At 51.8% G+C, this 25,389-nt stretch carries 20 protein-coding genes and 4 tRNA genes; 4 read left to right on the forward strand and 20 right to left on the reverse strand.

Features of this window, described 5'->3' with window-relative positions:
• Positions 1–143: 143 nt before the first annotated feature.
• The 17 genes from J1785_RS22835 to trxA all read right to left on the reverse strand — a co-directional run bounded on the left by J1785_RS22835 (position 144) and on the right by trxA (position 15,513).
• A tRNA-Pro gene (locus J1785_RS22835) sits at positions 144–220 on the reverse strand.
• Between the two features lie 59 nt (positions 221–279).
• Positions 280–365 (reverse strand) — tRNA-Leu (locus J1785_RS22840).
• A gap of 29 nt (positions 366–394) precedes the next feature.
• Positions 395–470: transfer RNA gene (locus tag J1785_RS22845), tRNA-His, on the reverse strand.
• A gap of 65 nt (positions 471–535) precedes the next feature.
• Positions 536–612 (reverse strand) — tRNA-Arg (locus tag J1785_RS22850).
• 143 nt (positions 613–755) lie between these two features.
• Positions 756–2,150: a bifunctional threonine/serine APC transporter ThrP gene (gene thrP / locus J1785_RS22855; RefSeq protein WP_129955212.1), complete on the reverse strand. Its 1,395-nt coding sequence runs from the start codon at positions 2,148–2,150 to the stop codon at positions 756–758.
• 241 nt (positions 2,151–2,391) lie between these two features.
• Positions 2,392–3,132, reverse strand: coding sequence for a lipopolysaccharide N-acetylmannosaminouronosyltransferase (gene wecG, locus J1785_RS22860; protein ID WP_129992146.1), 741 nt, complete (start codon positions 3,130–3,132; stop codon positions 2,392–2,394).
• Complete coding sequence (gene wzyE, locus J1785_RS22865) at positions 3,116–4,495, reverse strand: ECA oligosaccharide polymerase (RefSeq protein WP_217220837.1); 1,380 nt, start codon at positions 4,493–4,495, stop codon at positions 3,116–3,118. Before wzyE ends, wecG begins: the two co-directional genes overlap by 17 nt.
• Positions 4,492–5,574, reverse strand: coding sequence for a TDP-N-acetylfucosamine:lipid II N-acetylfucosaminyltransferase (locus tag J1785_RS22870; RefSeq protein WP_217220838.1), 1,083 nt, complete (start codon positions 5,572–5,574; stop codon positions 4,492–4,494). The genes wzyE and J1785_RS22870 overlap by 4 nt, the downstream gene beginning before the upstream one ends.
• On the reverse strand, positions 5,571–6,821 hold the full coding sequence (gene wzxE, locus J1785_RS22875; RefSeq protein ID WP_217220840.1) for a lipid III flippase WzxE: 1,251 nt from the start codon (positions 6,819–6,821) through the stop codon (positions 5,571–5,573). Before wzxE ends, J1785_RS22870 begins: the two co-directional genes overlap by 4 nt.
• 1 nt (position 6,822) lies before the next feature.
• Positions 6,823–7,953: a dTDP-4-amino-4,6-dideoxygalactose transaminase gene (gene rffA / locus J1785_RS22880; protein ID WP_129955217.1), complete on the reverse strand. Its 1,131-nt coding sequence runs from the start codon at positions 7,951–7,953 to the stop codon at positions 6,823–6,825.
• 4 nt (positions 7,954–7,957) lie between these two features.
• A complete protein-coding gene (gene rffC / locus J1785_RS22885) occupies positions 7,958–8,668 on the reverse strand; it encodes a dTDP-4-amino-4,6-dideoxy-D-galactose acyltransferase (protein WP_129955218.1) in 711 nt (236 codons plus the stop codon).
• Positions 8,659–9,921: a UDP-N-acetyl-D-mannosamine dehydrogenase gene (gene wecC, locus J1785_RS22890; RefSeq protein ID WP_129955219.1), complete on the reverse strand. Its 1,263-nt coding sequence runs from the start codon at positions 9,919–9,921 to the stop codon at positions 8,659–8,661. The genes rffC and wecC overlap by 10 nt, the downstream gene beginning before the upstream one ends.
• The gene (wecB, locus tag J1785_RS22895) at positions 9,918–11,048 is read right to left on the reverse strand and encodes a non-hydrolyzing UDP-N-acetylglucosamine 2-epimerase (RefSeq protein WP_129955220.1); all 1,131 of its coding nucleotides are present in this window, start codon (positions 11,046–11,048) and stop codon (positions 9,918–9,920) included. The genes wecC and wecB overlap by 4 nt, the downstream gene beginning before the upstream one ends.
• On the reverse strand, positions 11,045–12,097 hold the full coding sequence (gene wzzE / locus J1785_RS22900; protein WP_129992137.1) for an ECA polysaccharide chain length modulation protein: 1,053 nt from the start codon (positions 12,095–12,097) through the stop codon (positions 11,045–11,047). Before wzzE ends, wecB begins: the two co-directional genes overlap by 4 nt.
• A 43-nt stretch (positions 12,098–12,140) precedes the next feature.
• A complete protein-coding gene (gene wecA / locus J1785_RS22905; protein WP_217220841.1) occupies positions 12,141–13,226 on the reverse strand; it encodes a UDP-N-acetylglucosamine--undecaprenyl-phosphate N-acetylglucosaminephosphotransferase in 1,086 nt (361 codons plus the stop codon).
• A gap of 285 nt (positions 13,227–13,511) precedes the next feature.
• On the reverse strand, positions 13,512–14,771 hold the full coding sequence (rho, locus tag J1785_RS22910) for a transcription termination factor Rho (protein WP_217137708.1): 1,260 nt from the start codon (positions 14,769–14,771) through the stop codon (positions 13,512–13,514).
• 415 nt (positions 14,772–15,186) lie between these two features.
• The gene (trxA, locus tag J1785_RS22915) at positions 15,187–15,513 is read right to left on the reverse strand and encodes a thioredoxin TrxA (protein ID WP_013577537.1); all 327 of its coding nucleotides are present in this window, start codon (positions 15,511–15,513) and stop codon (positions 15,187–15,189) included.
• Between the two features lie 117 nt (positions 15,514–15,630).
• Here trxA and rhlB point away from each other — a divergent pair, with 117 nt between their 5' ends.
• Together rhlB and gppA are read left to right on the forward strand one after the other, a co-directional pair.
• Positions 15,631–16,923 (forward strand): ATP-dependent RNA helicase RhlB, encoded by a 1,293-nt coding sequence (gene rhlB, locus J1785_RS22920; RefSeq protein WP_129955223.1) that lies wholly within the window; start codon positions 15,631–15,633, stop codon positions 16,921–16,923.
• A gap of 6 nt (positions 16,924–16,929) precedes the next feature.
• Positions 16,930–18,420 carry a guanosine-5'-triphosphate,3'-diphosphate diphosphatase gene (gene gppA, locus J1785_RS22925; RefSeq protein WP_129955224.1) on the forward strand — a complete coding sequence of 497 codons (1,491 nt, stop codon included), beginning with the start codon at positions 16,930–16,932 and terminating at the stop codon, positions 18,418–18,420.
• An 81-nt stretch (positions 18,421–18,501) separates the two neighbouring features.
• Here gppA and rep read toward each other — a convergent pair whose 3' ends face one another.
• Positions 18,502–20,526 (reverse strand): DNA helicase Rep, encoded by a 2,025-nt coding sequence (rep, locus tag J1785_RS22930; RefSeq protein WP_217220843.1) that lies wholly within the window; start codon positions 20,524–20,526, stop codon positions 18,502–18,504.
• A gap of 175 nt (positions 20,527–20,701) precedes the next feature.
• Here rep and ppiC point away from each other — a divergent pair, with 175 nt between their 5' ends.
• Positions 20,702–20,983 (forward strand): peptidylprolyl isomerase PpiC, encoded by a 282-nt coding sequence (ppiC, locus tag J1785_RS22935; RefSeq protein WP_015690589.1) that lies wholly within the window; start codon positions 20,702–20,704, stop codon positions 20,981–20,983.
• Between the two features lie 269 nt (positions 20,984–21,252).
• Here the strand turns inward: ppiC and ilvC are convergent, their stop codons facing one another.
• Positions 21,253–22,728, reverse strand: coding sequence for a ketol-acid reductoisomerase (gene ilvC, locus J1785_RS22940; RefSeq protein ID WP_217220844.1), 1,476 nt, complete (start codon positions 22,726–22,728; stop codon positions 21,253–21,255).
• A 186-nt stretch (positions 22,729–22,914) separates the two neighbouring features.
• Between ilvC and ilvY the strand changes: the two genes are divergently transcribed.
• Positions 22,915–23,796: an HTH-type transcriptional activator IlvY gene (gene ilvY / locus J1785_RS22945; RefSeq protein ID WP_129955226.1), complete on the forward strand. Its 882-nt coding sequence runs from the start codon at positions 22,915–22,917 to the stop codon at positions 23,794–23,796.
• A 47-nt stretch (positions 23,797–23,843) separates the two neighbouring features.
• Here ilvY and ilvA read toward each other — a convergent pair whose 3' ends face one another.
• On the reverse strand, positions 23,844–25,388 hold the full coding sequence (ilvA, locus tag J1785_RS22950) for a threonine ammonia-lyase, biosynthetic (protein ID WP_129955227.1): 1,545 nt from the start codon (positions 25,386–25,388) through the stop codon (positions 23,844–23,846).
• Position 25,389: the final 1 nt, after the last annotated feature.

A 25,389-nucleotide genomic window follows, 5' to 3' on the forward strand; every position in this document is an offset into this window, starting at 1 on the left:
TTATTTTCAAGGGGATAAATGTCTCCCGTCTGAGACAAAAGAAAGCGGGTATGTCGCGGATAAACAACACAGGCAGTGAGAGGGGAAAAGGTTTTATACGGACGAAAAAAAACCTGCTTTAAAAAAAGCAGGTTCTTCAAATATGGTCGGCGAGAGAGGATTCGAACCTCCGACCCACTGGTCCCAAACCAGTTGCGCTACCAAGCTGCGCTACTCGCCGATGTCGTGCATCTTACTACTTTCTGATGCTAACTGCATCATTTAAATGTATTTTGTGTGTGGTGCGAAGGGAGGGACTCGAACCCTCACATCCGAAGGACACTAACACCTGAAGCTAGCGCGTCTACCAATTCCGCCACCATCGCATGTCACAATCACAAAACCATTTTTAGAGTGGGGTGGCTAATGGGACTCGAACCCACGACAACTGGAATCACAATCCAGGGCTCTACCAACTGAGCTATAGCCACCATATCTCTAACTAACGTGAACTGCCTGACTTCAACATTCCACCGCAACTCTAGCGCATACTAAATGGTGCGCCCGACAGGATTCGAACCTGAGACCTCTGCCTCCGGAGGGCAGCGCTCTATCCAGCTGAGCTACGGGCGCTTAGCGCCGTTGCGGGTGGGGATACTACGGTTTTAACGCCTGGCTGTCTAGTGCTTTTTATCAGAAATATTGCGTTTGATTACGCTTTATCCAATACGCAGTAAAAGTAAGCATCTTGCCTTCCCCACCCGTGACTTACGACGTTATTTTACTTTTTCTGCCGTCAGCGCGGCACGCTTATGCATGCCGAGGCCGAAGTATATCAGCGAGACTGCCGCAATAAAAATACCCCCTACCAGTAAAGAAACCCGCGTATCCGGGTTAATTGCCATACCGACCAGCACACATGCCAGGAATATCAGCGTCAGGTAGTTGGTATAAGGGAAGAGAACCGACTTAAACGGATGGTTTTTCAGTTTCTCTTTGTGCGCGTCACGGAAACGTAACTGGCTGATCAATACCACAAACCATGGCACCATACCCGGCAGTACGCTGGCACTGTAGACATACACGAATACTTTCTCAGGATTCGGAATGATGTAGTTCAGGCACGAACCGACCAGCAGACACAAAATAGTGATCGCAATACCATAAACCGGCACACCACTTTTCGAGACATTGCTCAGAAACGCAGGCAACTGGCGATTCTCAGACAGCGCATAAAGCATACGTCCGCAGCTGTACATACCGCTGTTACAGCCTGACAATGCTGCCGTCAGCACGACAAAGTTAATAATGCCTGCAGCCGAAGCAATACCAATCTTCGCAAATGTCAGAACGAACGGGCTGCCGTGGGTGCCCATTTCGTTCCACGGGAAAATGGTGATGATGACGAAAATTGCGCCGACGTAGAAAATCAGGATACGCCACAAAATGTTATTGATGGCACGTTTAAGCGTAACCTGCGGATTCTTCGCTTCACCGGCAGTAATACCCACCAGTTCCACGCCCTGATAGGACGCCACAACAATACACAGCGCAAACAGGAAACCTTTCCAGCCACCCGCAAAGAAGCCGCCGTGTGCCGTCAGGTTGCCAAAACCTATAGCTTCGCCATGATTGCCGAATCCGAAGAAAATCACCGCCAGCCCGACCACGATCATCACAATGATGGTGGTAATTTTGATCAGCGCAAACCAGAACTCCATTTCACCATACAGTTTCACCGCAGCAAGGTTAGCAGAGGCCACAATTGCCACCGCGATCAGCGCGGGGATCCACTGTGGTAAATCCGGGAACCAGTATTGGGCGTATACACCAATCGCGGTGATTTCAGAAATCCCCACCGCTATCCACATAAACCAGTAACTCCAGGCGGTCAGGTAGCCATAGTATGGTCCAAGATATTTATGGGCATAGACGGCGAACGAACCGGCAACGGGCTCCAGATGCAGCATTTCACCCATTGAGCGCATGATAAAGAAGACGAACACGCCCGCCAGAATATAGGCCAGCAACACTGAAGGCCCGGCCCATTTCAGGGTACTGGCTGCGCCCATAAATAATCCTACGCCGATAGTGCCGCCCAGCGCTATCAGCTCTATGTGCCTCGCTTCAAGCCCCCGGTGTAGCCCACCCTTTTCTTCTTGATTCGCCATAATTCCTCAGTTTCTCTGTAATTGTGTTTGCCTTCCGGAATGACCGGAATGTTATTTTTATGGGTGATGATGCCCGTACAGGGCGGAAAAACGGCGTTATGGTTCCGCATTTCAGGATGAGTTGCAAACCACAATTGAGAAAGATCCGCACAGGTAGACATGTCAGGGTGCAAACGACAGTAAAGGGTAGAGTGAAATGAGAGGTAAAACGCCGCGCTGAAGATCAGCCACGGCGCAAATATTACAGACGACCGGTATAGTAGTAACGGATAAATTTGAGCAGTTTGAGCTGACGACGCAAACGGCTGGGCTGTAAAATCAGCCGGTAGAGCCATTCCAGCCCCAGATTTTGCCAGATTTTAGGGGCACGTTTAACATGCCCGGTAAAGACGTCATAGGTCCCACCGATGCCCATGTAAAGCGCATCTGGATGCACACGACGGCAGTCACGCATCAGGATTTCCTGCTTTGGTGACCCCATCGCCACGGTCACGATAGATGCTCCGCTGCTTTTTACCTTTTCAAACAATGCTTCGCGCTGTTCAGGCACAAAATACCCATTCTGGCTGCCGACAATATTGACGTTCCACAGCAATCGCAATTTTTCTTCCGTCTGCATCAGGACTTCCGGTTTACCGCCGATCAGAAAGACCGGTGTTCCTTCACGCCCTGCACGCTCCATCAATCCTTCCCAAAGGTCAGCCCCTGCAATACGCGAGACGCGTGACTGCGGATATTTACGCCGTATAGCGCGCACAATGCTGATCCCGTCGGGGTATTTAAACTCCGCATGGTCGATCAGCGTACGCATTTCAGGGTTGCTTTCGACCGTCAGCACTTTCTCTGCATTTATCGCCACCAGCGAACCTTTTTTCACCTGATGACCGGCAAAAAGATAATCAAGAAAATGCGCCATATTGCGAAAGCCCCAAAGGCGGATCCCGCGAATATCATATTGCGGGACGTTATTCTCCAAATTCATCCATCTTCCTTACTACCAAAGGCTCCATGAGGTTTTTTCTGACCGGCATCCTGGCTCGTATCAGCCCGGCGGCGTCAAACATCCAGTACAATAATTTTGCGACAACCAGACAAGTTGCGAATACGACACAGAAAAACACCACCCGTGAGAAAAAGGAATCCACGCCTTCGCGGGCAAGTACGATCATATTGAACACGGCACCAAAGCAAAAACTTTGCAGAATGGCCGCTTTATAAATGTTGGTCTCCGCTTTGCCTTTTTCATAAAGCCAGTCGAACCATTTAATGATCATCCCAACCGCCACCGCACCCAGCGGGATAAACCACACGCCGCCCATCACAACCAGCGAGCCAATCAGCGTTGGCGAAATGGCCAGACCGGAATGGTTACCGAGCACATCCCAGGTGAAATAGTTGGCGGTGTTGAGCACCACACCCGGACGGTCATGCCATAGCCAGCTGGGGATAAAGACGTAGAAATCACGAATAATCGGTGCCAGTCCCTGAAAACTAATTTTGTCGTAATTTTGCAGCAACAGTCCCAGATTTTCCCATGGCGAGAACGTATCACGCGTCAGGTACAGGAAGGTATAAAACGCCTCAGGGCCGCTGACATTCAGCCCGTAACGTTTCAGCGCCAGCCAGAACATACCGACAATGCCCAGTACGCCCGCCACCGCCAGCATCCACAAACTAATCCAGCCGCGTACGATGCCGATAAACAAAAACAGCGCGAACGCGATAATGATATTCGCGCGTGTCCCGCCAACAATAATATACGTGAGTAAACCAAATGCGACGGTACTGACCAGGAAAAACAGCCAGCGCTGCGGATTGGGTTTGAGGAAGAACACCACCAGCATCGCTGGCAGGAAGAAGTAAAAGAAGCGTTTAAGCGCAACCCCGGACACATCACTGGAAAAAATCTGGCTGTACGATTTGAGCTTAAACAGCAAAAATCCGTTATGCGTAAAGAAGATGGACACGGTTACCACGGCGATAAGTGCCAGTAAAAACCAGGTCAGATGGGTTTCGACACGGTTCATCGTAAACAGTGTACGGGACGGGCCATCACGTTTTGCCCTCAACCGCGTTTTATAACTGACATAATAAATACCGTAAAAACAGGTTGCGGCCAGCATCGCCTGTAACAGGTTTTCAACCGGTACGACGTTGACATCAAACTGGAAAACCAGCAGACAGGTCAGCGGAAAACCGAAATAGAACGTCAGTAGATACAACAGCGAAAACAGGACGTTGAAGTTAAAACGCACACGGCGAAATTCTTTGTAGGTCAGCGTCAAAATGAACAACAGCGAGAACGCATAAACGACAGACAGGCCGCCAAGCTGTGCCATTGTCATGATGTTTCTCCTGCCGCCAGCAGTAACGCCTGTTGCCAGCCGGCGATGTAATTCGGGCTGAAGAATGCGATATTCTTCCGGTCCGCAGTCAGCAACTGGCGCCGCGCTTCGGCCACAGTTCGGGTATCAAGTGCGTCACCGTAAAACAATACCGGCAGATTTTGTTCTGCCAGATCCTGCCAGAACGGATTCTGACGGCTCACCACAAACGGCACGCCGAACTGAATCAGCAAACATTGCGTCCCGATACCCTGCTGGCGGTCAAAAATAAAATACCCCAGCGAGCAACCACGCAGCACGTCGAGATATTGTGCAAAAGGCATCGAACCGGTCATCAGCTCAACATTCCCGGGCGCAAAAAGTTTGAGCGCCTCGCGGCGAACCTGCTCGATATAGGCGTCATTATTGGCCGGATAGCCCATAGGAATAATCACCCGGATACCGGCACCAAACTGTTGATGCAACGAACGCAGCGCTTCAGTATGTCGGTTACTGCGATCGCCGGAATTGCCGACCAGCACGGTCATCGGCTCTGCAGGTTCAGGCTGCCCGGCTGAAAGCGTCAGCGCCGGATCCATACGCGTCGGGAAATACAATAATGAGGACGGCACGCGCGGATGTCTCTGATGGAAATGAATCAGATCGCCGCGGGTAGCGAAAACATGGCCGATACGTCCCTGAGCCAGACGCCTTAAAAAATAAAACAGGCGGAATTTCAGACCACCTGTCGATTCATAAAGATCTGCGCCCCAGATGTGCCAGCTGGCCTGCTGAGATTTAATTTTGCCGGTCAGCAGCGCCAGCCAAAGCGTCGGGTTGAACTGGCCATGGAAGAAAAAGTGATGTGTACGATCCTGTGCCCGGGAAATCACCGCGTCGGCCAGCGATTTTTTGTCCGGATAAACCCGAATATCCAGACGTGCGAATTCAGCAAATGCTGATGCATCTGCTGCCGCCACCATAAAATGATAAATCAGCTTTTCAGGCGCGCATTCGGCCAGAACATCATTAAAAAAGCGCAGCACGGTGACATTATGGTGGGGAATGTCAGATCCCAAAACGTGAATCAGCGTTGTCATGCTCGTCTACGATAAATAACAAATACGGTACAGCACAGGGCGAAATAGACGACATACGTCGCCATATACGCTTGCGCGGCGCCAAGAGAACCCCGTATCGGGATCAACCAATGTGAAAAGCCCGTCAGTAACGCAAACTGGCTGATTTCAGTCAGCACGTAAAAACGCAGAGAGGCTCTCGCAATCACCAGATAGCCAAAAACATAAGAGCCGACTTTCAGTACGTCACCCACTAACTGCCAGGCGAACAAATCGCGCATCGCGATAAATTGTTTTGAAAACAGTAACCAGATAGCAAAGTCACGCAACAGCCAGACAGTAAAACTGACGGCCGCTACGGCGGGCAGAACAAATTTTAATGACTTAACGATTTCACGCGTAATATCGCGTTTATCCGTCATGCGCGATAGCGTCGGCAATAAATAAACGCTGAAAGAGGCGGTGATAAACTGCAAATAGGCATCAGAAATACTGCTGACGCCCTGCCAGATCCCCACATCTTTCCAGCTGTAATGCTCCGCCAGCAGGTTTCGCATCATCACATACGCCACCGGCAACGTGACAGATGTGATCAGTGCCATCAGGGTAAACTTTCCCAAATGGCTGGCGATAAAGCGGTCCCAGCCGGGCTTTAAGTAGGCCAGCGGAAAGGATTTTCGCCGCCACAACATGCCGCCCGCAGGCACAACGACCAGCGCTGGCACCAGTGCCAGCCCGGCCAGCGCGCCTTCATAACCGCCCAGTTTGAAACACAAGAGATAGGCCAGCAAGCCAATCAGACTGCCACCCATTACAGCCAGCGCGTTACCCGTCGCATCACGATAACCTTTCAGGATGGCCTGAAAATAGTTGGCATAAGCAATGCCCATCTGGATAAATGCCACGGCCCGCACAACGGCCTGATAGCGGTCGTGTCCGAACAACCCGACACTGACAGGGCCGGCAGCCAGCAAAAAGATGGCGGCCAGCAGCGTCGAGAAACCCAAAATCAGCGAAGAGGACGTACCGAGTACAGCTTTAAGCCGCTCAGGATCCTGATGATGTTCGGCAACGTATTTAGTAATACCATTGAAAATACCGGCACCGGACAGCACACCAAGTACGGTCACGAGCTGGCGGAAATTCCCTGCCTGCCCTACGCCGTCAGGGCCGAACGTCACGGCCAGCAATTTCACCACCAGCAACCCGGCACCAATTTTAATCAGCGTAGAACCTGCGGTCCAGACTGATGCTTTTGCCAGCGACATATCAGGCGAAATATTGCAGCATGGCCGTAATCACCGCACGCTGCGTATCATCGGTCATGTTGTAGAACAGGGGCAGGCGCACCAGACGCTCACTCTCTTTTGTCGTGAAACGATCGACGCCAGCGAAACGACCAAAATCTTCGCCCGCCGGACAGGCATGCAGCGGGATATAATGGAATACGGTGAGAATATCTGCCGCTTTCATGTGACGAATAAATGCATCACGGTCGTCGATATCACTCAGACGCACATAGAACATATGAGCATTTTGCACACAGTCTTGTGGAACTGAAGGCAACTGAACGCGGCCTGCGTCGGCCAGATCCTGCAATGCTTCGTAATACTGATTCCAGATTGCCAGACGGCGCTGGTTGATCTTTTCAGCTGAATCCAGATTCCCCCACAGATACGCGGCCTGCAAATCGGACATCAGATAGCTGGAACCAATGTCCCGCCAGGTATATTTATCCACCTGACCGCGGAAGAACTGGCTGCGGTTAGTGCCTTTTTCACGGATAATCTCGGCACGATCAATCAGGGCCGGATCGTTAATCAGCGTTGCACCACCTTCACCGCCCGCCGTGTAATTCTTGGTTTCGTGGAAACTGAAACAGCCGATATGACCAAGGGTGCCCAGTGCTTTGCCTTTGTAAGCTGACATCACGCCCTGTGCGGCATCTTCCACCACAAACAGATGATGTTTTTCGGCGATCGCCATGATGGTATCCATTTCACAGGCCACACCCGCGTAATGCACCGGGACAATCACTTTCGTTTTTTCAGTGATCGCAGCTTCAATCAGGGTTTCATCAATATTCATGGTATCCGGGCGGATATCCACAAACACGATTTTCGCGCCGCGTAAAACGAATGCATTGGCGGTCGAAACAAACGTAAAGCTTGGCATAATCACTTCGTCACCGGGCTGAATATCCAGCAGCAACGCGGCCATTTCCAGCGATGCCGTACAGGACGGCGTCAGCAAAACCTTCGGACAGTTAAAACGCTGTTCAAACCATTTCTGGCAGCGCAGGGTAAACCCGCCGTCACCGCACAGTTTGCCGCTGTCCATGGCCTCGCGCATGTAATCAATTTCAGTACCCACAATCGGTGGCGCATTAAAAGGGATCATCGTTTCACCTGTACAACCAGTACGCCGAGCGCATGACTTTGCCACCGCTGGCGAGATAAAGATTTAAGGCCGCGATATTACCGGTTTGCGTGGCGACATACAGTCGCGATACACCCTGTCCGGCACACCAATTTTTCGCAGCCGCCATTAACTTTTTACCTGCTCCCTGCCCCTGGAATTCAGGTCTGACAGCCAGCAGGCCAATTCTTACTTCATCTTCTGACAGACGTCGCAACGTGACAAAGCCCAGCCCGTTACCCTGTGCATCGTCTGCCCACAGGCAAAGGTGATCAAACGTGCCCAGTATCGCCTTTTCTGCCCACATTGCGTAGAAACGGGCGCTGTCATCAGGCTGATACCAGGGTGCGCGAAAACGGCTGAAACGAAACGTCTGGCTGGCAATAATTGCCACATCAGCGATATCTTGCGGCAAAGCCAGACGCCCTGCTGGCAACGCCATATCCTGCGGCGTGACCGTCACGCAAAAGTCCGTTTCACCTTCTGCCAGCCGGAAACCCAACGCAGACAGGGCGTCCAGCGTGTGCGTTTGATCTGCCTCTACTTTGGCCTGCACCAGTGCATATTGTTCAAGCTTCTGCGGCGTGATTTCACCCGCAGAGGCATCCGGTGTCAGACGCGCACTGTTAAGCTGGAAGAAATGACTCTCCCATCCGAGCGGTTCGATATTGCCGTGCAAAGGATTATTTATCGCCATACGCCTTTAGTATCCACAATCCATGACTGCCGGATCTGACTGCCAGGGATCGCTTTGAACGGTTGGTGATCAACTAACATCACCAACAGATCGGCTTCAGCCAGTGCGCGATCCAGGCTTTCTAACGTCACTTTATCCGCGAGAGAAGCCGGTAGCTGATGCACATTAGGCTCAACCGCCCACGTTTTTCCGGCGTGCCAGTCGGCAATCAGGTGTGTCACTTCCACTGCCGGGCTTTCGCGGAGATCATCAATATTGGGTTTAAACGCCAGGCCAAAGCAGGCAATCTTGACGTCGGCAGCACGTTTGCCCGTGGTAGTCAGGCAATCTGCCAGTGCCGCTTTCACACGATCCACGACCCAGTGCGGTTTGCTGTCATTCACTTCGCGCGCTGTGCGGATGATTCTGGCCAGCGCCGGGTTTTGCGCAACAATGAACCACGGGTCGACTGCAATACAATGTCCGCCAACGCCCGGACCCGGCTGCAGGATATTCACCCGTGGATGGCGGTTCGCCAGACTGATCAGTTCCCAGACGTTAATGCCCTGCGCATCGCAAATCAGCGACAGTTCGTTGGCAAAGGCAATATTTACGTCGCGGAAACTGTTTTCCGTCAACTTGCACATTTCGGCGGTACGGGAATGGGTGGTAACACATTCGCCTTCAAGGAAAATGTTATATAAATCGCTGGCACGCTGTGAACAAACTGACGTCATGCCGCCAATGACACGGTCATTTTTGATCAGCTCAACCATCACCTGTCCTGGCAGCACGCGTTCCGGGCAGTAAGCAATGTTGATATCGGATTGCTCACCGGCTTGCTGAGGAAAGCTCAGATCAGGACGGGCTTCCGCCAGCCAGGCGGCCATTTGCTCTGTCGCCCCCACCGGTGACGTAGATTCCAGAATGATCAGATCGCCTTTTTTCAGAACCGGCGCCAGAGAACGTGCGGCAGATTCAACGAATTTCATATCCGGTAAATGATCACCCTTAAACGGCGTCGGAACTGCAATCAGGAAAGCATCTGCAGGTTCCGGTTTAGTCACTGCCCGCAACAATCCCGCATCAACGGCCTGCCTGACCAGAAGATCAAGATCGGGTTCAACAATATGGATCGCACCACGGTTAATCGTATCCACGGCATGCTGATTAATATCGACGCCCACCACTTTTTTTTGGCGTGAGGCGAAAGCGGCAGCGGTTGGCAGACCGATGTAACCGAGTCCGATGACAGAGATAATGTTAAAACTCATTGTGGTACCCAATGATTTTTCAATGCGTCAAGAATATGGCGGCAGGCATGCCCGTCGCCGTAAGGATTGTGTGCCCGGCTCATGCTGTTGTATTCGTTTTCATCGTTTAGCAGACGGTTCACTTCCTCGACTATTTTAGCGGGATCGGTGCCCACCAGCCGGACTGTTCCGGCATCAACCGCTTCCGGACGTTCTGTGGTTTCACGCATCACCAGCACAGGCTTGCCCAGTGAAGGCGCTTCTTCCTGCACCCCGCCGGAGTCGGTCAGGATCAGATAAGCTTTATCCATCAGATAAACGAATGGCAGGTAATCCTGAGGGTCGATCAGTACGATATTGTCGATGCTTTGCAGAATGCGATTCACCGGCTCGCTGACGTTCGGATTGAGATGCACCGGATACACAATTTGTACTTCAGGGTGCTGGCATGCAATTTCCGCCAGGGCCGAGCAAATCCGTTCAAAGCCTTTGCCAAAGCTTTCACGACGGTGGCCCGTCACTAAAATCAGCTTTTTGTTGGCATCCAAAAACGGGTAGTTATTCGCCAACTGTTGTGCCAGCGAGACATCGCTGTTAAAGCGGTCACGTACCCAGAGCAGGGCATCAATCACCGTATTCCCGGTGACAAAAATGCTCTCTGCGCCGATGTTTTCCCGCTGCAAATTGACACTGGCATTCTCGGTGGGTGCAAAGTGCCATTTCGCCAGATGACCTGTTAGCAGGCGATTGCCCTCTTCCGGCCACGGGGACGACAAATCCCCGGTACGCAGACCTGCTTCAACATGCCCGACGGGGATCTGGTGATAAAACGCGGCAAGGCTGGCGGATAAAGTCGTGGTGGTATCACCGTGCACCAGCACTATGTCAGGCTTGAACTCATCCAGAACCGGCTTAAGGCCGGTCAGGATCCGACTGGTAATTTCTGTCAGTCCCTGCCCTGGCTTCATAATGTTGAGATCATAATCAGGGGTGATGTCAAAGAGGCGCAATACCTGATCGAGCATTTCACGGTGTTGAGCCGTCACACACACTTTTGATTCAAAGGCCGCATCCTGCGACAAAGCAAGCACCAGAGGAGCCATTTTGATGGCCTCCGGACGCGTGCCGAAAATCGTCAACACTTTCACAATGTGTTTCTCTTATTTTTACGGCGGGTCAGGGCAACGCCAGCCCCGATTAAACCACCGACAATGCCCCACATAATCATCAATAATGCCCGACGAGGGCTGTCACGTTTTACAGGTTCTTCAGGCGTTCTCAGATAGCGATAAGTCTGGAATTTTGCCGTAAGCGTTGGCCCGACGTTCAGCGTCGACAGCATCGCACGGTTCTGATCGTAATCCAGATCATACCCCGGACCGGAGGCTTGCAGTAATTCCAGACGAGCCTTGAGCATAGGCACACCCAGCAGGAACATATCGGAATCCGGCAATTCTTCTGCGGGCGTATCGGTCACACTTTTATTAATGTTTTGCTGCTGAGCAATCTTCAATGCCTGCTCAGTATTATGCGTGGTGCGCTTGAAAACAGTCTGGGCAACCTCTTCCTGACGCTTGACCTGCGCTTTCATTGACTGCGTTCGTGCCGCCCACGCGCCTTCCAGCTCATCATAGAGATGTTGTGCCGCACGCTGGCTGGCGAAATCGACATACTGACGTAAAAGTTTGTTCGCATCAGCGGCATTTTCCGCCGTGAGTTTCACCATATCGTTCGGCACTTTCGGTGCATCACGGGCAGTAAACTGGATGTCATTGATCATTTCATCCAGCAGAACCGCATCAGCACGCGCATCATTTTCCTGACGTTGCTGGTAATAAGGGTTATGCAGCCAGAAATCCCGACGGGTGTCATAAGCCGCAAGTTGCATGACAAACTCGTTGTAGGCTTCATCAGAAATGGGTGGGCGGTTGGCGTCTGACTGCGGCACATTACGCATATCTAAATTACGCAGAAACTGTGCCTGAGAGAAATAGGACGAAAGATTGTTGACCGTAGGCCGATCCGTGATTGCCGTCGAACTCCATTCCTGTTTCATGAGGTAAGACGACCCCAGGGCGACTAAGGCAAAGAGTATCGCCAGACCTGCAATCCAGAATTTTCCTTTCCATAAAGTGCAGCACAGCCCGCGGATATCAAGTTCATTCTCGATGGCGTGTTCGTTCTGGTTTCTCATCATTTCTGGTTTATCCACAGCCAGTAAGCCCTTGCTTAAAAAGTGATTATTGATTAGAAGAACGGCGCAAACGTCTTTTAACCCGTTTTATAAACCGCGCCACACGCCAGGCGTGTTTGATGCAGATGCCGTACAACAGGAAGGCAACGAAGAATAAAGCCAGCATTATCCATTCGGGAACAAAAGTCAGATGTTCGCCCACCACACCAATGCCCGCCAGAATAGCGGCAGCCACAGTTATTAAGACGAAAGCCTGACGTGAAGTAAAACCTGCGCGCATGATCAAATGATGAATGTGCTGACGATCTGCTGAGAACGGGCTCATCCCTTTACGAAGCCGGCGATACATGATGGCGACCATGTCCATCAGGGGAATAGCGATAAGCCAAAGTGCAGTGACCGGATTCATAGGATGAGATTCGCCTTGCGTACTTTGCAGGAGGACCCAGATGACCGTAAACCCTATCAGCGTGCTGCCCGCGTCGCCCATAAAGACTTTGTAACGAGGCCCCAAAACACCCAAATTGAGTAAAATATACGGGATGATTGCGGCAATCATCGCGAAGCACCAGTACGCTAACTCCATGTGTCCGCTCTCGTACATGATGAGGCCCAGTGAGCCAAAGCTGACACAAGACAAGCCGCCCAGTAAGCCATCAATACCATCGACCATGTTGAAGGCGTTAATGGCAGCCCACACGGCGAACAAAGTGACAAGATAGCCAAACGGGCCTAATACCATTTCCCAGGGACCAATCAGATGTCCGAGGCTGCGAAGCGTGAGGTTAGCAAAACTCATCATCGCAACAGCGACCACGGCCTGAACCATTGCACGTGTTTTTACACTGATATCGAAACGGTCATCCAGTGCACCCACTAATACCAGCAGCCCGGCGCAGGCAATGTAAAGGTTGCCATGTGGAATAGTATAATTGGTGATCAGAAAGGCAAAACAAACACCCGCATAGACAGAGATCCCACCAACGAGTGGTATCAGTCCCTGGTGACGTTTACGAAAATTCGGTTTATCAACAAGTCCGATTTTATTCGCTACCTTCCGGGCAACGAATAAAAAGAGGAATGAAAATACGAAAACAATCGCTAGCTCAGTACTCATATTGAGTAAATTCACAGTTAAGAAGTCTCTTCTGCAAAAATAAGGTGTGGAGTTGACAGCATCATAAACCTCACAGCCTTAAATCATATCCTATGGTGACAGTTATGGTTTTGTCTCGGGCAAGACCTTATCTGCTGCCATTTCTCGGGCAATCAACCGACAAAGTAAAGAAAGGGCACGTGATAAACCATCAGCTATTATCCGAATAGTCTGACAATCTTCCCAAAGTAGCATTATGGTAGCCACCAAAAACAAAAAACGCCACGACTGTGCGTGGCGTTGAGCGGACTTTACACCAAATTAAGAACGTTTCATCATGTCGAAGAAGTCATCATTGGTCTTGGTCATTGCAAGCTTGTTGATGAGGAATTCCATCGCATCAATCTCACCCATCGGATGAATGATTTTACGCAGGATCCACATTTTTTGCAGTTCTTCAGAAGTGGTCAACAGCTCTTCTTTACGGGTACCAGAGCGGTTGTAGTCGATCGCAGGGAAGACACGTTTTTCAGCGATTTTACGCGCCAGATGTAATTCCATGTTGCCGGTACCTTTAAACTCTTCATAGATAACTTCATCCATTTTAGAGCCGGTATCAACCAGCGCAGTAGCGATGATAGTCAGGCTACCACCCTCTTCCACGTTACGCGCAGCACCGAAGAAGCGTTTTGGACGGTGCAAGGCATTGGCATCCACACCACCGGTCAGCACCTTGCCTGAAGCAGGCACCACGGTGTTGTAAGCACGTGCCAGACGGGTAATGGAGTCCAGCAAAATGATTACGTCTTTCTTATGCTCAACCAGACGCTTGGCCTTTTCGATGACCATTTCAGCCACCTGAACGTGGCGGGAAGCGGGCTCATCAAAGGTAGAGGCGATAACTTCACCTTTCACCAGACGCTGCATCTCGGTCACTTCTTCCGGACGTTCGTCAATCAGCAGTACCATCAGCACGCAGTCAGGATGGTTGTAAGCAATGCTGGTGGCGATGTTTTGCAGCAGCATGGTTTTACCGGCTTTCGGCGGAGCAACAATCAGACCACGTTGACCGCGACCAATTGGCGCAGCTAAATCCAGTACGCGAGCGGTCAAATCTTCTGTTGAACCGTTACCCCGTTCCATACGCAGACGTGAATTAGCATGCAGAGGGGTTAAGTTTTCAAACAGGATTTTGCTACGGGCGTTTTCTGGTTTGTCGTAGTTAACTTCGTTAACTTTCAACAGGGCAAAATAACGTTCACCTTCTTTTGGTGGACGGATTTTACCGGAAATGGTGTCGCCGGTACGAAGGTTGAAGCGGCGAATTTGGCTTGGAGATACGTAGATGTCGTCGGGGCCTGCGAGGTAGGAACTGTCTCCGGAGCGGAGGAAACCAAATCCATCCTGCAATATCTCCAGTACGCCATCACCGAAGATGTCTTCTCCGCTTTTCGCATGCTGCTTCAATATTGAAAAGATAATGTCTTGCTTACGCATGCGGGCCTGGTTTTCCAGTCCCATATTTTCGCCGAGTGCAATGAGGTCAGAGACCGGCGTATTCTTTAATTCGGTAAGATTCATAATGGTGGGTTCTTAAACTCGGGGTATGTCTCGAACATCTGTCGTGAATGGGTATGGCAGGGTCATCCATGCCTGTTTATTGTATGACACCTAAATAACAGCCCGGTAATCCAGCCGCAGGCAGTCGCGCGCGGGCGATTCTTGAGGGGTAATGCTGATATTGAAGGTGTCTTAAAGCCGATTTTGTCAAAACCGTTAGATGGTCAAGTACAGTGCCAGTTCAATTTAATTATTATTCAAAGAAACTTTATAGGCAGATGTTTTTGACACAACAGAGTAAAACGTAAGAATCAAACTACAGGTAAGCTCTATTTGCAGTAAGCGTAAACTTAGCATGCTTCTTGACAGGCGTCTAGCGGACAATGTGAAAAACACGGTAACCCGCTAAACACCTGGCTTAGGTCATCCCGACCGATTACAGATTAGCTGTTAAGAACTCTTTCAACTGACCTTTCGACAGTGCGCCAACTTTAGTTGCTGCGACTTCGCCGCCTTTAAATAACAGCAGGGTAGGAATACCACGGATGCCATATTTAGGGGCAGTACCTGGGTTTTCATCGATGTTCAGTTTCGCGATGGTCAGCTTGCCTTCGAACTCAGTGGCAATTTCATCCAGAATCGGAGCGATCATCTTACATGGTCCGCACCACTCTGCCCAAAAATCGACCAGCACCAGCCCTTCGGCTTTCAATACGTCGTTGTCGAAACTGTCATCGGTCAGGTGAATAATTTTATCGCTCATGTTTACTCCAAAGGATTATCTTTACCTTGTTGATGTAGCATTAACCAACATCAGGTTGACTTTATTTCACCGGATACGCTTTCGTAAAGCAATAGTTAGCTGATATTCTACCACACTATGAGCAAAACACACTTGACCGAACAGAAGTTTTCCGACTTCGCCCTGCACCCGCTGGCAGTAGAAGCCCTTGAAAAGAAAGGCTTCCATTACTGTACTCCTATTCAGGCATTGGCATTGCCAATCACGCTCGCTGGGCGTGATGTTGCAGGTCAGGCGCAAACCGGTACCGGCAAGACGCTGGCTTTTTTAGCGTCTACTTTCCATTATCTACTTTCTCACCCTGCTGCGGAAGGTCGTCAGACTAACCAGCCGCGTGCCTTGATCATGGCACCTACGCGTGAACTCGCGGTGCAGATCCACTCCGACGCCGAAGCATTATCTGAATCTACCGGGCTGAAATTAGGCCTGGCATATGGCGGCGACGGGTACGATAAACAGCTAAAAGTGCTGGAAAGCGGCGTGGACATCCTGATCGGAACCACCGGCCGTTTAATCGATTACACTAAACAGAACCACATCGACCTGGGCGCGATCCAGGTGGTGGTACTGGATGAAGCAGACCGTATGTTCGATCTGGGCTTCATCAAAGATATCCGCTGGTTGTTCCGCCGGATGCCTCCTGCTAATCAACGCCTGAACATGCTGTTCTCAGCAACACTTTCCTATCGTGTGAAAGAACTGGCGTTCGAAAACATGAATAATGCCGAGTCGATTGAAATCGAACCGGAACAAAAAACCGGCCATCGTATTAAAGAAGAGCTGTTCTATCCTTCAAACGAAGAAAAAATGCGCCTGTTGCAGACGCTGATTGAAGAAGAATGGCCGGATCGCTGCATTATTTTTGCCAACACTAAACACCGTTGTGAAGATGTCTGGGGCCATCTGGCGGCCGACGGACACCGTGTCGGTTTGCTGACCGGTGACGTTCCGCAGAAAAAACGCCTTCGTGTTCTGGAAGACTTCACAAAAGGCACGCTGGATATTCTGGTTGCGACCGACGTTGCTGCCCGTGGTTTGCACATTCCTGCCGTAACGCACGTCTTTAACTATGACCTGCCTGACGACTGTGAAGACTATGTGCACCGCATTGGCCGTACCGGTCGTGCAGGTCTGAGTGGTCATTCCATCAGCCTGGCATGTGAAGAATATGCCCTGAATCTGCCGGCAATTGAAACCTATACCGGCCACAGCATTCCGGTCAGTAAATACAACAGCGATGCGCTGTTAACTGATTTGCCTCCTGCAAAACGTCTTGCCCGCTCGCGCACCGGTAACGGCCCGCGTCGTAACAGTAATTCGTCTTCACGTCGCAGCAGTGCACCACGTAGCAACCGTAAACGTCCGGGCTGATAACCTATGCTAAGTTCCACCTCACTGTATGCAGCGATTGATCTGGGTTCTAACAGCTTTCACATGCTGGTTGTTCGTGAGGTGGCAGGCAGTATCCAGACCCTCGCCAGAATTAAACGCAAAGTGCGTCTGGCCGCCGGTCTGGATAAACAAAACCTGCTTTCTCAGGAAGCGATGCAGCGTGGCTGGCAATGCCTGAAGTTATTTTCTGAAAGATTGCAGGATATCCCGCGCGACCAAATTCGTGTCGTTGCCACCGCAACGCTGCGTCTTGCCAGTAATGCCGATGAATTCCTGGGTAAAGCTCAGTTAATTCTCGGTTGTCCTATTCAGGTCATTACCGGTGAAGAAGAAGCCCGTCTGATTTATCACGGCGTTGCCCATACCACGGGCGGGCCGGATAAACGTCTGGTCGTCGATATTGGCGGTGGCAGCACAGAACTGGTGACCGGCATCGGAGCTCAGGCCACCACGCTTTATAGCCTTTCGATGGGCTGTGTCACCTGGCTGGAGCGCTATTTTGCGGATCGAAATCTGGCCAAAGAAAACTTTGATCAGGCTGAACAGGCGGCAACAGACATGATCCTTCCTGTTGCTCCCGAGCTGATTGCGAATGGCTGGCAGATCTGTGTCGGCGCTTCTGGTACCGTGCAGGCCTTACAGGAAATCATGGTCGCTCAGGGCATGGATGAACACATCACGCTGCCTAAACTGCAGCAGCTCAAACAGCGTGCCATTCAGTGCGGCAAGCTGGAAGAGCTGGAGATTGAAGGTCTGACCCTTGAACGTGCGCTGGTTTTCCCGAGCGGATTGTCTATCCTGATAGCCATTTTCAAGACCCTGAACATCGAAATGATGACTCTGGCGGGTGGCGCACTGCGTGAGGGCCTGGTTTACGGCATGCTGCATTTGCCGATCGAGCAGGATATCCGCCAGCGTACGTTGCGGAATCTGCAACGCCGTTACCTGCTGGACAACGAGCAGGCCGAGCGGGTGGCACAACTGGCTGAGAACTTTTCGCTGCAGGTAGCTCAGGAATGGAAGCTGGATGCCCGTGCCCGTGAACTGCTTAACAGTGCCTGCCTGATCCACGAAATTGGCCTGAGTGTGGATTTCAAGAAAGCCCCCCATCACGCAGCCTATCTGATCCGTCATCTGGATCTGCCGGGTTTCACACCGGCGCAAAAAAAGCTGCTGGCGACGTTACTGCAAAACCAAAACAACACGCTTGATTTACCGTTGCTCAATGAACAAAACGCCGTGCCACCGCGTCAGGCACAACGTCTTTGTCGTATTCTGCGTCTGGCGATCATATTTGCCAGCCGTCGACGCGACGACACATTGCCTGCAGTGCGTTTACGCGCCAATGATGATGAGCTGAGTGTGATTGTGCCACAGGGTTGGCTGGAACAGCATCCGCTGCGCGCTGAAGAATTAGAGCAGGAAAGCCACTGGCAAAGTTATGTCCACTGGCCACTGTTTGTCGAAGAACAGTGACCGGCAGCTGTAAAAAGTTATAGCGTAAAGCAGAGAGCTGATTCATCAGCCTCTGCTTTTTTAATGGCTAAGATTTAATGGCTAATTGCCGCCTTTTGCTTTCGCCAGTTGCTCGCGGATTTTCTCCAGGTGGCTTTGCCCTTTCACCATGCGTTCCTGCGCGCTCACTACTTTACGTTCGCTTTCCCAGGCCAGGTCATCCTGCGGTAATTCCAGCAGGAAGCGGCTCGGTTCCGGGCGGATCAGCTCGCCGTACTGACGCCGCTCACGACAGAGTGTAAACGTCAGCTCTTTTTGTGCCCGGGTAATCCCCACGTAAGCCAGACGCCGCTCTTCGTCCACGTTATCTTCGTCGATGCTGCTCTGATGCGGCAGCAAACCTTCTTCCATACCGACCAGATACACATAAGGGAACTCCAGCCCTTTAGAGGCATGCAATGTCATCAGCTGAACCTGGTCCAGCTCTTCGTCGTTCTCGCCACGTTCCATCATGTCACGCAGCGTAAAGCGGGTGACCACCTGCGTGAGCGTCATTGGCTCATCCAGATCGGTGCCTTCCAGCATTTCCGTCATCCAGCTGAACAGCTGATTGACGTTTTTCATGCGCATTTCAGCGGCTTTCGGGCTCGGAGAAGTTTCAAACAACCAGCTTTCGTAATCAACACCGTGGATCAAATCCCGCACCGCCGCAACCGGTTCACGTTCTGCCAGCGCAGAAATATTGCCCATCCAGTGTGTGAAACGTTGCAGGGATTCCAGCCCGCGCCCCGTCAGATGCTGACTCAGCCCCAGATCAAAACTGGCTTTAAACAGCCCTTTATTGCGCTGATTGGCCCATTCCCCCAGTTTTTGCAAAGTGGCGGCCCCGATTTCACGACGTGGCGTGTTAACGATACGCAGGAATGCACTGTCATCGTCCGGATTGGTGAGCACACGCAGATAAGCCAGCAGGTCTTTAATCTCTGGCCGCGAGAAGAAGGAAGTGCCGCCAGAAATCCGGTACGGGATACGGTTCTGCATCAGCATTTTTTCGAACAAACGCGACTGATGGTTGCCACGGTACAAAATCGCGTAATCACCATAAGCAGTTTTATTGATGAAGTGATGGGCAATCAGCTCGCCGACCACCCGCTCGGATTCATGATCTTCATTATTTGCCGTCACTACTTTCAGTGATTCGCCATAAGCCAGCTCTGAGAATAAACGCTTCTCGAACACATGCGGGTTATTGGCGATCAGAATGTTGGCGGCTTTCAAAATACGCTGCGTGGATCGGTAATTTTGCTCAAGCTTGATAACCTGTAACTGCGGAAAATCTTCTTTCAGCAACACCAGGTTTTGCGGCCGCGCCCCGCGCCAGGAGTAAATTGACTGGTCATCATCACCCACCACGGTGAAACGTGCGCGGTTGCCGACCAAAAGTTTCACCATCATATACTGACTGGTGTTGGTGTCCTGATATTCATCGACCAGCAGATAACGCAGCTTGTTCTGCCATCGCTCTCGCACCTCTTCATTACTTTGTAGCAATAGCGTTGGCAGCAGGATCAGGTCATCGAAATCAAGAATATTACAGGCTCGCATATGGTCATGATAAAGGCCGTAGCAGTGCGCGAAGATTTGATCGCGTTCTGATCGCGCCAGACCGGCAGCATGGGCAGGATCAACCAGATCGTTTTTCCAGTTTGAGATCGTCGATACCAGCTGCTGCAATAATGTCTTGTCGTTCTCCAGCCATTTTTCGCTCAGCTCTTTAAGCAGGGCCAGCTGGTCCTGATCATCAAATAAAGAAAAATTAGACTTCATGCCCAGAGCAGCATATTCGCGTTTGATAATTTCCAGCCCGAGCGTGTGGAACGTCGCAATCAGCAAGCCACGTGCTTCTTTGCGCCCGAGGGTTTGTGCGACGCGCTCTTTCATTTCGCGCGCGGCCTTATTGGTGAAAGTCACCGCTGCGATGTGGCGCGCCTGATAGCCACATTCGCGGATCAGGTGTGCGATTTTATTGGTAATCACCCTGGTTTTGCCGGAACCGGCACCCGCCAGAACCAGGCAGGGTCCGGTGACAAATTCCACGGCATGTTGTTGACTGGGGTTTAATCGCATGGCGTATCTTTGCTCACCTGATAGACAAGGACGGCGATTGTAGCAGAAACACCGCCTGAGATTGACAGGCTTTACGGCGCAATTTGTTGTGTATGGAATGCAGGCCGGATTCCCCCGGCGGGGTTTCAGATGTTACATTACGCCTCTGGAAACACTCTCGTAAAAAGGTCTTATCATGGCAAAAACTGCCGCAGCAATGCATATCCTGGTAAAGGAAGAAGCACAGGCACTCGATCTTCTTGAACAACTGAAGAATGGTGGTGATTTTGAAAAACTGGCTAAGAAGCATTCTACTTGCCCGTCAGGCAAGAAAGGCGGCCATTTAGGTGAATTCAAGCAAGGCGCCATGGTGCCTGCTTTCGATAAGGTGGTTTTCTCCGCACCCCTGATCGAGCCTCAGGGCCCGCTACACACTCAGTTCGGTTACCACATCATTAAGATTTTGTACCGCAACTAAGTTCTGTCTTTGTCAGCACCCAAAGAAAGGGCACCGCATTTTCATGCAGTGCCCTTTTTATTATTTCTTAGAGACCCGAATAATTCGAGTTACAGGAAGGCGGCAAGCGAATGACAAATCGGTCGGGAACCGATTTGAACAGCGCTCGCGCTGGCCCGCAGGGTGAGCCTCAGGGACGAGGCTCATTAATCCCGATGACCTTACTCAGGTAAGTGATTCGGGTGACCGAACGCAGCCAGCACATCTGTCGCTTGAAGTATGAAGGGGGATCAGCTTGCTACCGCGATACGCTTCATATCAGTCATATAGCCACGCAAAGTGCGGCCGATTGACTCAATGGGATGGTTGCGGATCGCTTCGTTAACGTCGCGCAGTTGCGCGTTATCAACCTGCGTTTCAGCCACTGATTTGCCCAGATCGCCTGCCTGCAGCGTGGTCATGAACTCTTTCAGCAATGGCACGGCAGCGTTAGCGAACAGGTAGTTACCGTATTCAGCCGTATCCGAGATAACCACATTCATTTCGTACAGACGCTTACGTGCAACGGTGTTGGCGATCAGCGGCAGTTCGTGCAGTGATTCGTAGTAAGCAGATTCTTCGATGATGCCGGACGCCACCATGGTTTCGAAGGCCAGCTCAACGCCCGCTTTCACCATCGCAATCATCACAACGCCGTGGTCGAAGTATTCCTGCTCGGAAATTTTACCGTCGAACTGCGGTGCGTTTTCGAACGCGGTTGCGCCCGTTTCTTCACGCCAGGTCAGCAGGTTTTTGTCGTCGTTCGCCCAGTCAGCCATCATGCCGCTGGAGAATTCGCCGGAGATAATGTCATCCATGTGTTTCTGGAACAGGGGGGCCATAATCTCTTTCAGTTGTTCGGACAGTGCATAAGCACGCAGTTTCGCCGGGTTGGACAGTCGGTCCATCATCAGCGTAATACCGCCTTGTTTCAGCGCTTCGGTAATGGTTTCCCAGCCGAACTGCAACAGTTTTTCGGCATAGGCTTCATCAACACCGTCAGCAACCAGTTTGTCGAAGCACAACAGAGAACCTGCCTGCAGCATGCCACACAGGATAGTCTGCTCGCCCATCAGGTCAGATTTTACTTCAGCCACGAAGGAAGATTGCAGAACGCCCGCACGATGGCCGCCGGTCGCCGCTGCCCAGGCTTTAGCAATGGCCATGCCTTCGCCTTTCGGGTCGTTTTCCGGGTGAACCGCGATCAGCGTCGGTACACCGAAACCACGTTTGTATTCTTCACGCACTTCAGTGCCCGGGCATTTCGGGGCAACCATCACCACGGTGATGTCTTTACGGATTTGCTCGCCCACTTCCACGATGTTGAAACCGTGGGAATAGCCCAGTGTTGCGCCATCTTTCATCAGAGGCTGAACCGCTTTCACTACAGCGCTGTGCTGTTTGTCCGGCGTCAGGTTGATAACCAGATCCGCCTGTGGGATCAGTTCTTCGTAGGTGCCGACTTTAAAGCCGTTTTCGGTCGCTTTACGCCATGAAGCTCGCTTCTCAGCAATGGCTTCTGCACGCAGGGTGTAGGACACATCCAGACCGGAATCACGCATGTTCAGCCCCTGGTTCAGGCCCTGTGCACCACAGCCTACAATCACCACTTTTTTACCTTTGAGGTAGCTGGCTTCGTCCGCGAATTCATCGCGACCCATGAAGCGGCATTTGCCCAGTTGTGCCAGCTGCTGACGCAGGTTCAGTGTGTTGAAATAGTTAGCCATGTCTTGCTCCGTTCTATCGAGGTAAGTGCTGTTATTTTTTGTTTCACCGGTGAGCCGGTGAACGCCGTGAATTCACTATATGTCATGCGACACATTGCTTAAATTGATATATTACGAAGATGATGTTGCAGATTCTGCAATATACTTCGTTTGATTCCTGTGAAACTAAAAAGCCGGGTATTCGATATGGACTTACGTGATCTGAAACTGTTTTTACATCTGGCGGAAAGCCGCCATTTTGGCCGTTCGTCAAAGGCGATGCATGTCAGCCCGTCCACATTGTCACGCCAGATCCAGCGGCTGGAAGAAGAACTCGGCCAGCCGTTATTTCAGCGTGATAACCGCACCGTGCAACTGACCAGTGCAGGTGAACAACTCAAAAACTTTGCTCAGCAAACGCTGCTGCATTATCAGCAACTGCGCAGCGGGCTGGATCAGCATGGCCCGACACTGAGCGGCGAATTGCGACTTTTTTGCTCGGTAACCGCCGCCTACAGTCATCTGCCGCCGATCCTTGACCGTTTCCGTGCGCAGCATCCGCTGGTAGAAATCAAACTCACCACCGGTGATGCCGCCGATGCGGTTGAAAAAGTTCAGTCCACCGAAGCGGATCTGGGGATCGCCGGTCGTCCGGAAAGTTTGCCGGGCAGCGTCGATTTCACACAGATCGGCGAAATCCCGATGATCCTGATTTCTCCCTCCCTGCCTTGCGCCGTACGCACACAGGTCAGCGAACCGCATCCGGACTGGTCACAAATTCCGTTCATCCTGCCGGAGCATGGCCCGGCGCGAAAACGCATCGACGTCTGGTTTAAACGCAACCGCCTGAGCAATCCGCTGATTTATGCCACGGTATCCGGCCATGAAGCCATTGTCTCGATGGTCGCGCTCGGTTGCGGTATCGCACTCATTCCGTCCGTCGTGGTCGATAACAGCCCGGAACCGGTGCGCAACCGTATTTCCATTCTGGATAACGTCACGCTCGGCGCGCCGCTGGAACTGGGCGTCTGCGTGCAAAAAAAACGCCTGAACGAACCCCTGATCGACGCGTTCTGGCAGTTGCTCTGAACGTTTACACCATAAAAAAGGGGCACTTTTCAGGTGCCCCGTTGAGTTTAGCCCGCCAGGAAGAAGCGGAACGCCGGATTATCACTTTCGTTATGACAGTCATAACCCAGTGCCGACAGGTTCTTTTCAAATTCCGGTTCTTGTTCGTTCAGCTCAAAGGCCGCCAGCACACGGCCAAAATCGGTGCCGTGGCTACGGTAATGGAACAACGATATATTCCAGTGCGTACCCAGCGTGTGCAGGAATTTCAGCAACGCGCCCGGTGATTCAGGGAATTCAAAGCTGTAAAGCCGCTCGCGCAGAGGCTTGGTCGGACGGCCGCCCACCATGTAACGGACATGAAGTTTTGCCATTTCATCATCGGACAAATCCACGACCTGATAGCCGTCATGATTGAGTTCCGCGATGATTTCCTGACGTTCCGCATGGCCGCGTGTCAGACGCACACCGACAAAAATGCAGGCATTATCCGCATCGGCGTAACGGTAGTTGAACTCCGTTACCGAACGGCCACCCAGCAACTGACAAAACTTCAGGAAACTGCCTTTACGCTCAGGAATAGTCACTGCCAGCAGCGCTTCACGTTGCTCACCCAGTTCACAGCGTTCCGACACATAACGCAGACCGTGGAAATTGACGTTCGCGCCGGAAAGCACATGCGCCAGTCGCTCACCCTGAATATTGTGCTGCTGCACATATTTTTTCAGCCCCGCCAGCGCCAGCGCACCGGAAGGCTCAGCAATGGCGCGGACGTCTTCGAACAAATCTTTCACGGCAGCGCAAATTGAATCACTGTCGACGGTGATGACGTCATCAAGATATTCGCGACACAAACGGAATGTTTCGTTGCCGATACGTTTCACTGCCACGCCTTCCGCAAACAAACCCACGCGCGCCAGATCAACCGGTTCACCGGCATCCATTGCCGCGCGCAGGCAGGCAGAATCTTCAGCTTCGACACCGATGACCTGAATCTGTGGCATCAATTGTTTGATCAGCACGGCGACGCCGGCGGCCAGACCACCACCGCCGACGGGCACGAATACGCGGTCGAGATGCGCATCCTGTTGCAGCAACTCCATTGCCAGCGTGCCCTGCCCGGCTATCACCGCCGGATGGTCAAATGGCGGCACAAACGTCATGCCCTGTTCCTGCGACAGCGTGATCGCTTTGGCTTTCGCCTCATCGAAATTGGCGCCATGCAGCAAAACTTCGCCGCCGAAGTTACGCACGGCATCCACTTTGATATCTGCTGTGGCAACCGGCATCACAATCAGCGATTTGATGCCTTTTTTGGTCGCCGATAACGCAACGCCCTGCGCGTGATTTCCCGCAGACGCGGTGATGACACCACGCGCAGCCTGTTCTTCCGTCAGGCTGGCGATCATCGAATAGGCGCCGCGCAGTTTAAAACTGTGAACGGCCTGGCGATCCTCCCTCTTCACCAGAATGGTGTTACCCAGCCGGGAAGAGATCTTTTCCATGACCTGCAAAGGCGTCACCTGCGCGACTTCATAAACCGGCGCACGCAGTACGGCACGCAGATATTCTGCGCCGCACGGCTGGTCGGGTAGAGGTTGTGATACCGCCATG

It is taken from the genome of Rahnella perminowiae, from assembly GCF_019049755.1.
Taxonomy (GTDB): Bacteria; Pseudomonadota; Gammaproteobacteria; order Enterobacterales; family Enterobacteriaceae; genus Rahnella; species Rahnella perminowiae.

Coding starts and splice junctions, on each gene's coding strand:
- thrP (WP_129955212.1), bottom strand. CDS start 2,150: ATGGCGAATCAAGAAGAAAAGGGTGGGCTACACCGGGGGCTTGAAGCG.
- wecG (WP_129992146.1), bottom strand. CDS start 3,132: ATGAATTTGGAGAATAACGTCCCGCAATATGATATTCGCGGGATCCGC.
- wzyE (WP_217220837.1), bottom strand. CDS start 4,495: ATGACAATGGCACAGCTTGGCGGCCTGTCTGTCGTTTATGCGTTCTCG.
- J1785_RS22870 (WP_217220838.1), bottom strand. CDS start 5,574: ATGACAACGCTGATTCACGTTTTGGGATCTGACATTCCCCACCATAAT.
- wzxE (WP_217220840.1), bottom strand. CDS start 6,821: ATGTCGCTGGCAAAAGCATCAGTCTGGACCGCAGGTTCTACGCTGATT.
- rffA (WP_129955217.1), bottom strand. CDS start 7,953: ATGATCCCTTTTAATGCGCCACCGATTGTGGGTACTGAAATTGATTAC.
- rffC (WP_129955218.1), bottom strand. CDS start 8,668: ATGGCGATAAATAATCCTTTGCACGGCAATATCGAACCGCTCGGATGG.
- wecC (WP_129955219.1), bottom strand. CDS start 9,921: ATGAGTTTTAACATTATCTCTGTCATCGGACTCGGTTACATCGGTCTG.
- wzzE (WP_129992137.1), bottom strand. CDS start 12,097: ATGATGAGAAACCAGAACGAACACGCCATCGAGAATGAACTTGATATC.
- rho (WP_217137708.1), bottom strand. CDS start 14,771: ATGAATCTTACCGAATTAAAGAATACGCCGGTCTCTGACCTCATTGCA.
- trxA (WP_013577537.1), bottom strand. CDS start 15,513: ATGAGCGATAAAATTATTCACCTGACCGATGACAGTTTCGACAACGAC.
- rhlB (WP_129955223.1), top strand. CDS start 15,631: ATGAGCAAAACACACTTGACCGAACAGAAGTTTTCCGACTTCGCCCTG.
- gppA (WP_129955224.1), top strand. CDS start 16,930: ATGCTAAGTTCCACCTCACTGTATGCAGCGATTGATCTGGGTTCTAAC.
- rep (WP_217220843.1), bottom strand. CDS start 20,526: ATGCGATTAAACCCCAGTCAACAACATGCCGTGGAATTTGTCACCGGA.
- ppiC (WP_015690589.1), top strand. CDS start 20,702: ATGGCAAAAACTGCCGCAGCAATGCATATCCTGGTAAAGGAAGAAGCA.
- ilvC (WP_217220844.1), bottom strand. CDS start 22,728: ATGGCTAACTATTTCAACACACTGAACCTGCGTCAGCAGCTGGCACAA.
- ilvY (WP_129955226.1), top strand. CDS start 22,915: ATGGACTTACGTGATCTGAAACTGTTTTTACATCTGGCGGAAAGCCGC.
- ilvA (WP_129955227.1), bottom strand. CDS start 25,388: ATGGCGGTATCACAACCTCTACCCGACCAGCCGTGCGGCGCAGAATAT.